The organism is Ectothiorhodospira lacustris (genome assembly GCF_022227845.1).
GTDB lineage: Bacteria > Pseudomonadota > Gammaproteobacteria > Ectothiorhodospirales > Ectothiorhodospiraceae > Ectothiorhodospira > Ectothiorhodospira lacustris.
This window is the reverse complement of sequence record NZ_JAJNQN010000006.1, coordinates 149,703-162,490: the sequence shown is the minus strand read 5'-3', so window position 1 is coordinate 162,490 and position 12,788 is coordinate 149,703. Positions and strand designations below refer to the sequence as shown.

General features: G+C 64.4%; 13 protein-coding genes. 5 read left to right on the top strand and 8 right to left on the bottom strand.

The window, feature by feature from the left end:
- Positions 1–58: 58 nt before the first annotated feature.
- The 4 genes from LQ956_RS06770 to LQ956_RS06755 are packed head-to-tail and all read left to right on the top strand — an operon-like array spanning position 59 to position 4,143.
- On the top strand, positions 59–1,747 hold the full coding sequence (locus LQ956_RS06770) for a penicillin-binding protein activator (RefSeq protein ID WP_255721997.1): 1,689 nt from the start codon (positions 59–61) through the stop codon (positions 1,745–1,747).
- On the top strand, positions 1,744–2,094 hold the full coding sequence (locus tag LQ956_RS06765) for a YraN family protein (protein ID WP_238622758.1): 351 nt from the start codon (positions 1,744–1,746) through the stop codon (positions 2,092–2,094). Before LQ956_RS06770 ends, LQ956_RS06765 begins: the two co-directional genes overlap by 4 nt.
- Positions 2,095–2,107: 13 nt before the next feature.
- Positions 2,108–2,698: a phosphoheptose isomerase gene (locus tag LQ956_RS06760; RefSeq protein WP_238622757.1), complete on the top strand. Its 591-nt coding sequence runs from the start codon at positions 2,108–2,110 to the stop codon at positions 2,696–2,698.
- A gap of 14 nt (positions 2,699–2,712) precedes the next feature.
- Positions 2,713–4,143, top strand: coding sequence for an FAD-binding oxidoreductase (locus tag LQ956_RS06755; RefSeq protein ID WP_238622756.1), 1,431 nt, complete (start codon positions 2,713–2,715; stop codon positions 4,141–4,143).
- A 3-nt stretch (positions 4,144–4,146) separates the two neighbouring features.
- Here LQ956_RS06755 and LQ956_RS06750 read toward each other — a convergent pair whose 3' ends face one another.
- From LQ956_RS06750 to LQ956_RS06725, 6 genes are all read right to left on the bottom strand, one after another.
- Positions 4,147–4,554: a ClpXP protease specificity-enhancing factor gene (locus tag LQ956_RS06750; RefSeq protein WP_238629444.1), complete on the bottom strand. Its 408-nt coding sequence runs from the start codon at positions 4,552–4,554 to the stop codon at positions 4,147–4,149.
- A 50-nt stretch (positions 4,555–4,604) separates the two neighbouring features.
- Positions 4,605–5,228 carry a glutathione S-transferase N-terminal domain-containing protein gene (locus LQ956_RS06745; protein WP_238622754.1) on the bottom strand — a complete coding sequence of 208 codons (624 nt, stop codon included), beginning with the start codon at positions 5,226–5,228 and terminating at the stop codon, positions 4,605–4,607.
- A gap of 90 nt (positions 5,229–5,318) precedes the next feature.
- Entirely contained in the window at positions 5,319–6,053 is a 735-nt protein-coding gene (locus tag LQ956_RS06740; RefSeq protein WP_238622753.1) for a cytochrome c1, read from the bottom strand.
- Complete coding sequence (locus LQ956_RS06735) at positions 6,053–7,435, bottom strand: cytochrome b (protein WP_238629443.1); 1,383 nt, start codon at positions 7,433–7,435, stop codon at positions 6,053–6,055. The genes LQ956_RS06740 and LQ956_RS06735 overlap by 1 nt, the downstream gene beginning before the upstream one ends.
- Positions 7,432–8,034 (bottom strand): ubiquinol-cytochrome c reductase iron-sulfur subunit, encoded by a 603-nt coding sequence (petA, locus tag LQ956_RS06730; protein WP_238623529.1) that lies wholly within the window; start codon positions 8,032–8,034, stop codon positions 7,432–7,434. Before petA ends, LQ956_RS06735 begins: the two co-directional genes overlap by 4 nt.
- A 189-nt stretch (positions 8,035–8,223) precedes the next feature.
- Positions 8,224–8,973, bottom strand: coding sequence for a Nif3-like dinuclear metal center hexameric protein (locus LQ956_RS06725; RefSeq protein ID WP_238623530.1), 750 nt, complete (start codon positions 8,971–8,973; stop codon positions 8,224–8,226).
- A 65-nt stretch (positions 8,974–9,038) separates the two neighbouring features.
- Here LQ956_RS06725 and LQ956_RS06720 point away from each other — a divergent pair, with 65 nt between their 5' ends.
- On the top strand, positions 9,039–10,199 hold the full coding sequence (locus LQ956_RS06720) for a Do family serine endopeptidase (protein WP_238629442.1): 1,161 nt from the start codon (positions 9,039–9,041) through the stop codon (positions 10,197–10,199).
- Between the two features lie 56 nt (positions 10,200–10,255).
- On the opposite strand, the gene hisC is transcribed toward LQ956_RS06720, so the two are convergent.
- Together hisC and hisD are read right to left on the bottom strand one after the other, a co-directional pair.
- The gene (hisC, locus tag LQ956_RS06715; RefSeq protein WP_238629441.1) at positions 10,256–11,356 is read right to left on the bottom strand and encodes a histidinol-phosphate transaminase; all 1,101 of its coding nucleotides are present in this window, start codon (positions 11,354–11,356) and stop codon (positions 10,256–10,258) included.
- A 31-nt stretch (positions 11,357–11,387) separates the two neighbouring features.
- Complete coding sequence (gene hisD, locus LQ956_RS06710; RefSeq protein WP_238622045.1) at positions 11,388–12,704, bottom strand: histidinol dehydrogenase; 1,317 nt, start codon at positions 12,702–12,704, stop codon at positions 11,388–11,390.
- Positions 12,705–12,788 lie beyond the last annotated feature (84 nt).

Sequence of the window (12,788 nt, the reverse complement as noted above, 5' to 3'; positions counted from 1 at the left end):
GCCGCCGGGGGGGGCCCCCCGGGCGGCCGGGGCGTAATATCTCGCGCCCCCCCCGCGGCTGAGAGGGGCGGACAGGGCTCGGGTCCAGCTCAATGCGGCCGACCTGATGCTGCGCCCCCCGGTTGAGCCGGACGCCCTTGACCAAGCCTCCCGGGTCCTGGGTCAGGTAGAAAGCCGGCATCTGGATGCCGCCGGCAAAGCCCGCTATGCCGAACTCAACGCCCGCATCACCTGGCTGGAGGGGGATCCACAGACCGCCCTGAGTCACCTACCCCCTTCCCTGGACAACCTGCCCTCCGCCCTGGTGGCACGCATCCTCGAAACACAGGCCGGCGCCCTCGCCGATCAGGGCCGCTGGCATGAAGCCCTGGAGACCCGCATCCGGCAAGGCGCCCTGTATCAGAACCCCGAAGAGCGCCTGGTCAGCCAGGAAGCCCTATGGGCCATGCTGCAGCAGATCCCCGTCCGACAACTGCCGGACCTGGCGGCACGGGCCAGCCGTTTCGAGGCGCGCGGCTGGCTGAGCCTGGCGGAACTGGCCCATGACACCCCGCCACGCCTATCGGCCCTGGAGACACGGCTAGATGCCTGGCACCGACAGTTTGACGGTCACCCGGCCGCCCCCCGCTTCCTGAATCGTCTACGCGAACAATGGGCGGCCTATGGACACTACCCCGAACACGTGGCGGTGCTGCTGCCGCTGACCGGACGCTTCTCCACGGCGGCCCAGGCGATTCTTGAAGGTGTCATTGCCGCCTATTACGACAGCCCCGCCGATAACCGGCCGGAGCTGCGCATCCATGACACCGGCGAACAGGCTGAATCCGCCTGGACCCATTACCAGCAGGCAATCGCGGATGGCGCCCGCGGCGTCATCGGCCCCCTGGATCGCAATGCCGTGACCCTGTTTGCCCAGCGCGAATCACTGCCCATACCGATCCTGGCCCTCAACCATGCCGACCCCCAGTCCGCCTACCCTGCGGGCCTCTACCAATTCGGCCTCAACCCCGAAACCGAAGCCACCCAAGCCGCGGAACGGGCCATCCTTGAAGGGCGCCGGCGCGCGATCATCCTGATGCCGCGCACCGAACTTGGCGAACGGCTGCAACGGACCTTCCGTGACCGCTTCGAAGCCCTGGGCGGTCAGGTGGTCAGCACCCAGTTCTTTGCCCCCGAGGCATCGGACTATGGCGCCTCCATCATCGCGGCCCTGGACATCCGTGACCGTAGCGGCCGCACCGGACGGGATGCACGCCCCACGCCCCGGGAAGACGTGGACCTGATCTTCCTGTCGGGTAGCCCGCGTCAGGCAAGGCTGCTCTGGCCGCAGCTGCGCTTCCATCGTGCCGGTCAGATCCCGGTACTCACCACCTCCCACGTCTATTCGGGGAGACCCGATCCCCGTCATGATCAGGATCTGGACGGTCTGGTCTTTGCCGACATCCCATGGCTGCTGGAAGGCGCCAATCCGCGCCCGGAACTGCGCTCCCGGCTGGATGCCCAACTCTCGGGCAATACCCGCCAACTGCCGCGCCTGGTGGCCCTGGGTTTTGATGCCCTCCAGCTCTTCCCCCTGCTGGGGCGCCTCGCCGATCACCCCAGTGAGCGCTACCAGGGTCTCACCGGCGGACTGCGCATGGATGCCTCGGGACATATCACCCGTGATCTCAACTGGGCCCGTTTCATCGATGGCCGGCCGCGACTCGTCGGACAGACCGACCTGCCCGTGGCGGATCAGGCCCAATGAATCTCAAGGCCCAGGGTGACGCGGCGGAAGCCCGCGCCCGAGCCTTTCTGGAACGGCAGGGGCTGCGTTTTGTGAGGGCACAATTCCGCTGCAAGGTGGGGGAAATCGACTTGGTCATGGAAGACCGGGACACCCTGGTCTTCGTCGAAGTGCGCCAGCGTCGCTCCGCCCGCTTCGGCGGTGCCGCCGCCAGCATCAATGGCCGCAAACAACGCCGCATCCTGGCGGCGGCGGCCTTTTATCTTCAGATCCATGGCGGCAATCGCCCGGCCCGGCTGGATGTGGTTGCCATCGAAGCCGATGACCGCCTGAACTGGATTCCCAACGCCTTTGAGGCCAGCCCCTGAGTATCCTGCCCGCATGAGCCTGCAAGACATCATTCGCCAGACCTTCGCCGAAACGGTGGAAACCCAGCAAAGTGCCGCCCTGAGCCTGCCTGAGGCCATCGAACAGGCAGCCCAGTGCGTACTGGAGACCTTCCTCGGCGGGCACAAGCTCCTGATCTGCGGCAATGGCGGGTCTGCGGCCGACGCCCAGCACTTTGCCTCCGAACTGGTGAACCGGTTCGAGCACGAGCGCCCGGGTCTGCCTGCGGTGGCTCTCACCACCGACACCTCCATACTGACCTCTATCGCCAACGACTATGCCTACGATCAGATCTTTGCCCGTCAGGTCCGGGTATTGGGCCAGAGCGGGGATGTGCTGGTGGCCATCTCCACCTCGGGGCATTCGGCCAATGTACTGGAGGCCATCAAGGCCGCACGGGAACGGGATCTGCGCGTGGTGGCTTTAACCGGTCGTGACGGTGGAGCCCTGGCAACCCTGCTGTCGGAGCGAGACATCGAGATTCGTGCCCCGGCTGCCCGGACCGCCCGCATTCAGGAGGTCCACCTGGTGGTGATCCATATCCTTTGCGACCTCATTGATCGCCAGTTACTGGGCCTCCGCTAAGGACATACCCACCCATGGCCCTGCCGCACACAAAGCCCTCGGAAACACCGCTACCCGCCGCCCTGCTCAAGGCGCTGGAGGCGGCGGTGGGCATGAACAATCTGCTCATCCACGCCGCCGACCGCTGGCCCTACGGCGGCGACAACTCCCGTCTGCATGCCCAGCCCCAGGCCGTGGTCTTCGCCACCGAAACCGAGCAGGTACAGGCCGTGGTACGCAGCTGCCGGGCACACGGGACCCCCCTGATCGCCCGCGGACGCGGCACCGGCACCACGGGCGCCACCGTCCCGGACCAGGGCGGCGTGGTGCTGAGCCTGGAACGCATGGACCGCATCCTGGAACTGGACCCGGACAACCGCCTGGCAGTGGTCCAGCCGGGCGTCACCAACCAAGCCCTGCAGGAGGCGGCCGGCCGCCACGGCTTCTTCTGGCCTCCCGACCCCACCAGTGCCGCCTACTGCACCATCGGCGGCAATCTGGCCTACAACTCCGCTGGCCCCCGGGCGGTCAAGTACGGCACCCCCCGGGACAACACCCTGGGCCTGACCGCCGTCACCGGCCGCGGGCAACTGCTGCGTACCGGCGTCTACACCACCAAGGGCGTGGTCGGCTACGACCTCACCCGGCTGCTGATCGGCTCCGAGGGCACCCTGGGCGTCATCACCGAAGCCATCCTCAAGCTCACGCCCCTGCCGGAAGGCAAGCGCACCCTGCAGGCGGTCTACGCGTCCATGGATGCCGCCGCCCAAGCCGTCTCCCGCATCATGGCCCAGCCCGTGGTGCCCTGCGCCCTGGAGTTCATGGACGGACGCGCCATCGAGATGATCCGCCACTACTCCCGGGCGGACCTTCCCGAAGGGGCGGGAGGCCTGCTCATGATCGAGGTGGATGGTCTGGCAGAGAGCCTGGACGGCGCGGCACGGCGGGTCATGGAAGCCGCTCGGGGCGAGGGCTGTCTGTCGGTGGAACTGGCCGGTACCGAAGCGGAGATCAAGGCCCTGTGGTCCACCCGCAAGGCCCTGTCACCGGCCCTGCGCACCATCGCACCCAAGAAGATCAACGAGGACGTGGTGGTGCCTGTCTCGAAGATTCCAGCCCTCGTGAACGGACTGGAAAGACTGGGCGCCGAGCACGGCATCACCATCGTCAGTTTCGGCCATGCCGGCAACGGCAATATCCACGTGAATTTACTGGTAGATCCGGACGACGCGGCACAGATGAAGGCGGCGGACGCCTGCCTGGACGGGGTGTTCGATCTGGTGCTGGGCCTGCGGGGCAGCATCTCCGGGGAGCATGGCATCGGCCTGGTGAAACGCCCCTTCGTGGCCCGTGAGCTGGGAGAAGAAGCCCTGGCGCTGATGCACGAAGTCAGGCGCTGCTTTGATCCGGACGGGATCCTCAACCCGGGCAAAGGCCTCCCCCCTGCCCCGGCAACGATCGTCTGAGACTTACTTGACCACTCGCAGGCTGGGTCCCTTGCGGCGCCCGGCATCGCCCTTGCCGCCACTGCCATCGTCATCGCCACCGGAAGGCGGCGGCTCGTCCCCGTCCTCGGACTCGGCGAACATCATGCCCTGGCCGTTTTCCCGGGTGTAGATGGCCAGCACTCGATCAATGGGGATCATCACGTTCATGGGGCGGCCGCCGAAACGGGCGTTGAAGGTCACGGCTTCGTTACTGATCAGCAAGCCGCTCACCGCCAGGGGAGCCACATTGAGCACGATACGCCCGTTCTCCACATACTCGCGGGGTACCACCACCTCTGCAGCGGCATCCACCAGCAGGTGGGGCGTCATGTCGTTGTCCACGACCCATTCATAGATGGCGCGGATGAGGTACGGTCGACTGGATGTCATGGCAAGGCTCGAATACTCAGCGGAAAAACCGGACACTACCGGAGGCGGAATCAGTGCATTTCCTTCTCGGCCTCGGTCAGGCTCTGGCGGAAGGCCCCCCGGGTGAACATGCGCCGGGCGTAGTCCCGGATCGGTGCGGGCAGTTTTTCCAGCGGGATCCCGTAATGGGGTAGACGCCACATGACCGGCGCGATGGCCGCGTCCACCAGGCTGAATTCATCACTGAGAAAATAGGGCTTGATGGCGAAGATCTCACTGGCTGCCGCCAGACTCTCGTGGAGAATCTTGCGGGCCTTGGCGGCCTGCTTGTCCGGCGCGACACTCAGACTTTCCAGACCACGATACCAGTCCATTTCCACCCGGTACAGGGCCAAGCGCGCCGTGGCACGGGCCACCGGATCCACCGGCATCAGCGGTGGATGGGGGAAACGCTCATCCAGGTATTCGTGAATGACCTGAGTGCCGTAAAGCACCAATTCCCGATCTACCAGTGTGGGAACGGAGTTATAGGGATTCAGGTCGGAAAGGTCTTCGGACTTTTCGCCGGTTTCAATCTGGTGAATATCCACCGTGATGTCCTTTTCAGCCAGCACGATCCTGACCGAATGACATCTCGGACAGGTGGGTGCTGAAAAGAGCGTCATGACGGATCTACGATTGGCGATTAACGCCATGGAGGCTCTCCGGTCGGTCGGCCGACAGGATCCAGGCGGCCGGCTGGAAAAAAAAGGGGCATCCCTGCCCCTTCTTTGCTGGAACGACGATCAGTGCACGTCTCTCCAGTATTCCTTCTTCAGCAGATAGGCCACAAAGGTGAAGAAGGCCAGGAACAACAGCACCCACTTGCCGAGCTCATGACGCTCCACCTTCACCGGATCCGCGGCATAGGCCAGGAAGTTGGTGATGTCGCGGACCACTTCATCGTACTCCTCGGTGGTCAGCTTGCCTTCGGCAACCTTCTCCAGCTTCACGTGACCCTCTTCGCCCACATTGGCCTGCCAGCCCTGCAGCTCCCACAGGATATGGGGCATGCTCATGGCTTCGAAGACGGCATTGTTCACGCCCATGGGACGGCTGTCATCCAGATAGAAGCTGCGCAGTACGGTGTAGATCCAGTCCGTGCCCCGCAGGCGGGCCGTCAGGCTCAGATCCGGCGCGGGCTGACCGAACCACTCTTCCGCGTCACCGGGCTTCATGGCGATCTTGATCAGTTCGCCGACGCCGGTCTGGTCACCGCCCTGGTCACGGGTATGAATGAACCGCTCCCGCAACTGGTCATCACTCAGACCCAGATCGTTGCCCATGCGATTGTAGCGCTTGTACTGGATCGAATGGCAGCCGATGCAGTACTGGAAGAAATACTCCGCGCCACGCTGCAGGGAGGCCGTATCGGTCATATCGATATTGGCGCGATCCAGAGGCTTGGCAGGTCCGGCCGCCAGCGCCGCCGCGGGCGCTGCACAGGCCATCATGAATACGAGCGTAATTATCTTTTTCATCACGAAGTCACCCTCGCCGGAACCGGCTTTTCCTCGTTGAGCTGGGTGTACAGGGGCAGCAGCAGGCAGATCACCAGGTACACGGTCGGAATGAACCACATGCCCACCAGCAGGGTCTGGTCGACACCGGCCTGAAGGCGCAGGTAATCCCAGTAGGTGTAACCACTCACCAGCACCAGGAAGGACAGCCAACTGAACAGGGAAGACCGAGACTTGCTATGGAACCAGAGCACGAAGAAGAACAGCAGGTAGACGGCCGTCAGGCGCAGACCCAGTTCGGCATAGAAGGGCTCCACCGGCTTCAGGCCCAGATAACCCAGCACCACGAAGGTCAGACCGAAGAACACGATGTTGAACTTGTGGATGGTGCCGCGATAGCGCCAGGACTTGATCGGATTGCGGTCGATCCAGGGCATGAAGAACAGGATCAGCACGGCACCGAACATGAGCAGTACGCCCAGGAACGGATCAGGCACCGCACGCAGAACGGTATAGAAGGTACCGAAATACCACACCGGATGGATCAGGTCCGGGGTCACCATCGGGTCGGCCATCTGGAAGTTGGCCTTCTCGATGAAGTAGCCGCCCGCCTCGGGAGCAAAGAACACCACTGCAAAGAACAGGATCAGGAACACACCGATGCCGAACAGATCCTTCACCGTGTAGTAGGGGTGGAAGGGAATGCCGTCGGCCGGATGACCGTTGCTACCAGTGAACTTCTTGATTTCCACGCCGTCGGGGTTGTTGGAACCCACGGCATGCAGGGCGACGATGTGCACGAACACCAGCAGCACCAGCACCAGCGGCAGGGCCACCACATGCAGGGCGAAGAAGCGGTTAAGGGTCGCATCGGAGATCAGGAAGTCGCCCCGGATCCAAGTCACCAGGTCCCCGCCCACCACCGGAATGGTGTTGAACAGGTTCACGATCACCTGGGCACCCCAGTAGGACATCTGACCCCAGGGCAGCATGTAGCCGGCAAAGGCTTCGGCCATGAGCACCAGATAGATGGCCACACCGATGATCCAGATCAGTTCGCGGGGCCGCTTATAGGAGCCGTACATCAGGGCCCTGAACATGTGCAGATAGACCACGATGAAGAAGGCCGAAGCCCCCGTGGTATGCATGTAGCGGATGAACCAGCCCCACTCCACGTCGCGCATGATGTACTCGACGGAGGAAAACGCCAACTGGGCGTCCGGCTTGTAGAACATGGTCAGGAAGATACCGGAGACGAACTGGATCACCAGGACCAGGACGGCCAGGGACCCGAAGTAGTACCAGAAATTGAAATTCTTCGGCGCATAGTACTCGGCCAGATGCTCATTCCAGGTCTTGGTGAGCGGGTATCTGGCGTCGATCCAGTCTACTAGAGCTCTCATGCGGCAACTCCTTCGTCATCCTCGCCGATCATGACGAGGGTCTCCGACAGGTACTTGTGGGGCGGAACCGCCAGGTTGATCGGGGCAGGCACGTTGCGCCACACCCGGCCGGCCAGATCAAAGCGTGAACCGTGGCACACGCAGAAGTAACCGCCACGCCATTCGCTGCCCAGATCCGGGGGAGCCAGTTCGGGGCGGTAGCTGGGAGAACAGCCGAGATGGGTACAGATACCGATCAAAATGGAATATTCCGGCTTGATGGACCGGGTTTCATTCCGACAGTAGACCGGCTGCTGGGACTCCACGGTGGAATCCGGGTCCGCCAGACGGGGACGGTTTTCGGGGAGCAGATCAAGCATCTGCGGGGTTCTGTGGGTAATCCAGATGGGCTTGCCGCGCCATTCCACGCGAATGAGCTGCCCCGGCTCCACCTGGGAAACATCCACTTCAACCGGTGCACCCGCCGCCTGGGCACGGGCACTGGGCGCCCAGGATGCCAGGTAGGGATAGGCCACCGCGACGACACCTGCACCGCCGACCACGCTGGTGGCCGCGACCAGGAATCGCCGTCGACTCTGGTTCACGCCTTCGTTAGCCATCAAAAAGATCTCCAATTGAGTTCCAAAAAAACCGCTGGTCGTTGGGCACCCGGCATCGGCCGAGCGCTGAAGAACCGCTCGCCGAACAAAAGACCCCTTGACCCGTCGGGGCACTCAAAACGCAGTAGGATTCCCGAAGACGCCCGCAACGTCAAGAGGAAACGCCCCAACATCCAACAAATATTTGATTCAAATAGGATTTTCTATGTCTATAAATTCATGAGAAAGTGCTAATGTTGCAGCAAGATGCCGACCCAGCGCCTTCGGCCCGCAGCGCTCGGTGGCATGATGCCCTGCGGCAAAGTAGTGGATACCCGCCTCCCGGGCCACATGAACGGTCTGTTCCGACACCTCACCGCTGATGTAGGCATCCAGCCCCAGGTCCGCCGCCTTTTCGACCATGCCCTGGGCGCCCCCGGTACACCACCCCAGCCGACGAATCACCTCAGGCCCGCCGGGAATCCACAGTGCCTCGCGCCCCAGACGCCTGGACAGACGCTCCCTGAGCGCTTCCGCGGATACAGGGACATCCGGCACACCGATGAGCCCCACACCGTCGGGACGCAGGGTCCCCTGCACCTGAAAATCCAGCAAACCCGCCAACTGGGCGTTATTCCCCAATTCGGGATGGGCATCCAGGGGCAGATGATAGGCCAGCAGGCTGATATCATGCTCAAGCAGCAACCGCAGGCGCTCCCGCTTCATGCCGACGATCCGGGCATCCTCGCCCTTCCAGAAGTAGCCGTGGTGAACCAGCAGGGCGTCCGCCCCCCGCTCAATGGCGGCCTCGATCAAGGCACGACTGGCGGTCACACCGGTCACAAGGCGAGAAACGTGAGGCCTGCCCTGCACCTGAAGTCCATTGGGACTATAGTCGGCGAATGCGCCCACATTGAGCAGCGTGTCGATATGGCTGACCAGGTCCCGCAGGGCGACCATAAGCTTATCCCCATATTGCAATGTTCGCGGGCCATGACCCTACACCATTATGGTATGGTACCGCCATGACCCCGATCAGTCGTTTCCTGCTTCAAGTAGTGGGCGTCGGCCTTGCCGTGGCCGCCCTCATGCTGCTGTTTTTTCCCGACTTGCTGCGGGAACCCCGTCCCGTGGTGGAGGTGCGGCAAAGCGAACGCAGCGCCCTGCTCGGCCCCATGGTGGGCCCGATGTCCTACGCCGATGCCGTGAGCCAGGCCGCCCCGGCCGTGGTCAATATCCACACCCGCAAGACAGTGGTGCAGCGCAGCCATCCCTTCATGGATGACCCTCTGTTCCGGCAGTTCTTCGGCGACCGCTTCGACAATCCCAGGCAACGCACCCAGACCAGCCTGGGCTCCGGCGTCATCATCAGCCCCCAGGGCTTCATTCTCACCAACAACCACGTGATCGAGGGCGCCGACGAGATCGAAGCCCTGCTGGCGGACGGTCGCAGCGTGGCGGCCACCGTGGTCGGCACCGATCCCGAGACCGACTTGGCCATCCTCAGGGTCGATGCCGCCGGTCGCACCCTACCCAGTATCGTGGTCGGCGCCTCCGCCGACCTGCGGGTGGGCGACGTGGTCCTGGCCATCGGCAACCCCTTCGGCGTGGGCCAGACCGTGACCCTGGGCATCGTCAGCGCCACCGGACGCAGTCGCCTGGGCATCAACACCTACGAAGACTTCATCCAGACCGATGCCGCCATCAATCCGGGCAACTCCGGCGGCGCCCTGGTCAACGCCCATGGTGAACTGGTGGGCATCAACACCGCCATCTTCACCCGTTCCGGCGGCTCCCAGGGCATCGGTTTTGCCATCCCGGTGGACCTGGCCCGGGACGTCATGACCCAGATCATCGAAAGGGGCACCGTGGTGCGGGGCTGGCTGGGCATTGAGGTCCAGGAGATCACACCGCAACTGGCTCAGTCCTTCGGCCTGGCGGACGCCCGCGGCATCCTCATCGCCGGGGTACTCTCCGGCGGCCCGGCGGCCCGGGCCGGGATCCGCCCCGGTGATGTCATCACGCACCTGGACGGGGACCGCGTGAATGACGCTCAGGATGCCCTGAACTTCATCGCCCGCCGCAAGCCCGGCGAGACCCTGGCCATCCAGGGGTTGCGGGAAGGCCGGCCGGTGCAGATTCAGGCCGAGGTCGGTCAGCGGCCGGCTGCGCGCCGGGCATCCTGACCCGCAGACCGCTCACTGCGCCGCCACTTGGGGTGGGGGACACCCCGCACGGGACTTTACAGGGCGGACTGGAGCGCCTGCAGAAAACAGGCATTTTCTTCCGGTGTACCTACCGTAACCCGCAGACAGTCGGTCAGTAGCCCCCCCTGCCCCGACAGATCCTTGATCAGCACGCCGCCCGCACGAATCCCCTCGAAGATCTCCCGCCCCCGACCGGACGGAGCCCGGAACAGGATGAAATTCGCCTCACTGGGGAACGGCTCCACACCCGGCAGCTTCGCCAGGGCTTCGAACAGCACCTCACGGTCCCGGCGAATCCAGGCCGCCTGTTCATCCAGCACCCCATGATGCTCCAGCGCAAATTCCGCTGCCGCCTGGGTGAGAACGTTGATGTTGTAGGGCAGGCGGACCTTGTCCAGCTGCCCGATCCACTCGGGCATCCCGCACAGATAGCCCAGTCGCAGGCCCGCCAGCCCCAGCTTGGAGACGGTACGCATCACCAGCACACGCCCATCGGTGCCCACGTCCGGCAGGAAGCTGTCCCGGGCAAAGGGGCCGTAGGCCTCGTCCACCACCACCAGCCCGGGCGCTGCCTGGATCAACGGCTCCATCTCGGCCCGCGGCCAGAGATTCCCGGTGGGATTGTTGGGCCAGGCTAGAAATGTCACGGCGGGCCGGTGCCGCTCCAGGGCGGCCAGCATGGCCGGCATATCCAGCGAGAAGTCCGGCTTCAGGGGGACGCCGACAAACTCCAGCCCGAGCCAGCGAGCCACCATCCGGTACATGACGAACCCGGGCTCCGGCGCCATCACCACCCGCCCGGGGCCGGCCACGGCCATGAGCAGGATCTGGATCAGCTCGTCGGAGCCGTTGCCCAGCAACAGGGCCGCCTCGTCGGGCACCCCCATCACCGTCCGCAGGCGGGCCACCAGTTCCGTGCCCCTCGGGTCCGGATAGCGGTTGACCGGGAGCCGGCTCAGGGTGTCGGCCCAGGCATCGCGCAGGGACTGTGGCCACTCATAGGGGTTTTCCATGGCATCCAGCTTGACCAATCCCTGGGCCGAAGGCACGGGGTAGGCAGACAGTTCACGGATCTCGGTCCGGATCAGGTGTTCCGGGCGAGGCGGGTTCACGGCATGGGAATCTTTTTGGGGCATCGTATCGTGGACACAGGCAATGGGGACAGGCTCAGCGATCACAATCGTTGGGATCGATACGGTATTCCGCCGAGCAGGCATGGGCAATCAGCCCCTCACCCCGGGCCAGCACGGAGGCGGTCCGACCCAGATCGGAGGCCCCGGCGGGAGAGCAGTGAATCAGGCTGGAGCGTTTCTGGAAGTCATAGACACCCAGGGGTGAGGAAAAGCGCGCCGTGCGGGAGGTGGGCAGTACGTGGTTGGGGCCGGCGCAGTAGTCGCCCACGGCCTCCGCCGTGTGGCGCCCCAGGAAGATGGCGCCGGCATGGCGAATGCGGCGGGCCATGGCCTCGGGTTCGGCCACGGACAGCTCCAGGTGCTCCGGGGCCACGTGATTGGCCACATCCACGGCCTCGTCCAGATCCTTCACCCGGATCAGGGCTCCCCGGGCAGCCAGTGAGGCGCGGATGATCTCGGCCCGGGGCATGCGCTCAAGCAGCGCATCCATGGCGTCGGATACGGCCTCCAGGAAGTCCCCGTCGGGACTGACCAGAATGGCCTGAGCGTCCTCGTCATGTTCAGCCTGGGAGAACAGGTCGGCAGCGATCCAGTCAGGATCGGTCCTGCCGTCGCAGACCACCAGGATCTCGGAAGGACCAGCCACCATGTCGATCCCCACCGCACCGAAGACCATGCGCTTGGCGGTGGCCACATAGATGTTCCCGGGACCCACGATCTTGTCCACCTGAGGGATGGTCTCGGTCCCGTAGGCCAGTGCCGCCACCGCCTGTGCCCCGCCGATGGCGAATACCCGGTCCACCCCGGCCACGGCCGCCGCCGCCAGCACCAGGTCATTCACCTGGCCGTCCGGGGTGGGCACCACCATGATCACCTCGGGCACACCGGCCACCTTGGCGGGGACCGCGTTCATGATCACCGAGGAGGGATAGGCCGCCTTGCCGCCGGGCACATAGAGACCGACCCGGTCCAGGGGGTTGACCTGCTGACCCAGCACGGTGCCGTCGGACTCGGTGTACTGCCAGTCGGACAGCTTCTGGTGTTCCGCATAGCATCGCACCCGCTCCGCGGCCCGCTCCAGGGCTTCGCGATGCTCCGGAGCGATCCGGACCAGGGCGGCGTCGAGCCGGTCACGGTGGATTTCCAGCTCGGTCAGCGCGGCCTTTTCCAGACGGTCGAACCGGGCCGTGTATTCCAGCACCGCCGCATCCCCCCGGTGTCGCACATCGGCCAGGATATCGCGCACGGTCGTGAACACGGCCTCGTCGGACACACTCTCCCAGGCCAGCAGCTGATCCAGTCGTACGCGGAAATCGGCTTGTCGGGAGTCCAGGCGATTGATCTTCGGCATGGGGACGCCTCGAAACGGATTAAGTTGAACAGTGTAGCGCGCCCTCCTCCCCCATGGGGAGAAGGGACGGGGCGAAGAGGGTTG

What these genes read in the sequence shown, in the direction of transcription:
- LQ956_RS06765 (WP_238622758.1), top strand. Translation starts at nt 1,744, where the DNA reads ATGAATCTCAAGGCCCAGGGTGACGCGGCGGAAGCCCGCGCCCGAGCC.
- LQ956_RS06760 (WP_238622757.1), top strand. Translation starts at nt 2,108, where the DNA reads ATGAGCCTGCAAGACATCATTCGCCAGACCTTCGCCGAAACGGTGGAA.
- LQ956_RS06755 (WP_238622756.1), top strand. Translation starts at nt 2,713, where the DNA reads ATGGCCCTGCCGCACACAAAGCCCTCGGAAACACCGCTACCCGCCGCC.
- LQ956_RS06750 (WP_238629444.1), bottom strand. Translation starts at nt 4,554, where the DNA reads ATGACATCCAGTCGACCGTACCTCATCCGCGCCATCTATGAATGGGTC.
- LQ956_RS06745 (WP_238622754.1), bottom strand. Translation starts at nt 5,228, where the DNA reads ATGGCGTTAATCGCCAATCGTAGATCCGTCATGACGCTCTTTTCAGCA.
- LQ956_RS06740 (WP_238622753.1), bottom strand. Translation starts at nt 6,053, where the DNA reads ATGAAAAAGATAATTACGCTCGTATTCATGATGGCCTGTGCAGCGCCC.
- LQ956_RS06735 (WP_238629443.1), bottom strand. Translation starts at nt 7,435, where the DNA reads ATGAGAGCTCTAGTAGACTGGATCGACGCCAGATACCCGCTCACCAAG.
- petA (WP_238623529.1), bottom strand. Translation starts at nt 8,034, where the DNA reads ATGGCTAACGAAGGCGTGAACCAGAGTCGACGGCGATTCCTGGTCGCG.
- LQ956_RS06725 (WP_238623530.1), bottom strand. Translation starts at nt 8,973, where the DNA reads ATGGTCGCCCTGCGGGACCTGGTCAGCCATATCGACACGCTGCTCAAT.
- LQ956_RS06720 (WP_238629442.1), top strand. Translation starts at nt 9,039, where the DNA reads ATGACCCCGATCAGTCGTTTCCTGCTTCAAGTAGTGGGCGTCGGCCTT.
- hisC (WP_238629441.1), bottom strand. Translation starts at nt 11,356, where the DNA reads ATGCCCCAAAAAGATTCCCATGCCGTGAACCCGCCTCGCCCGGAACAC.
- hisD (WP_238622045.1), bottom strand. Translation starts at nt 12,704, where the DNA reads ATGCCGAAGATCAATCGCCTGGACTCCCGACAAGCCGATTTCCGCGTA.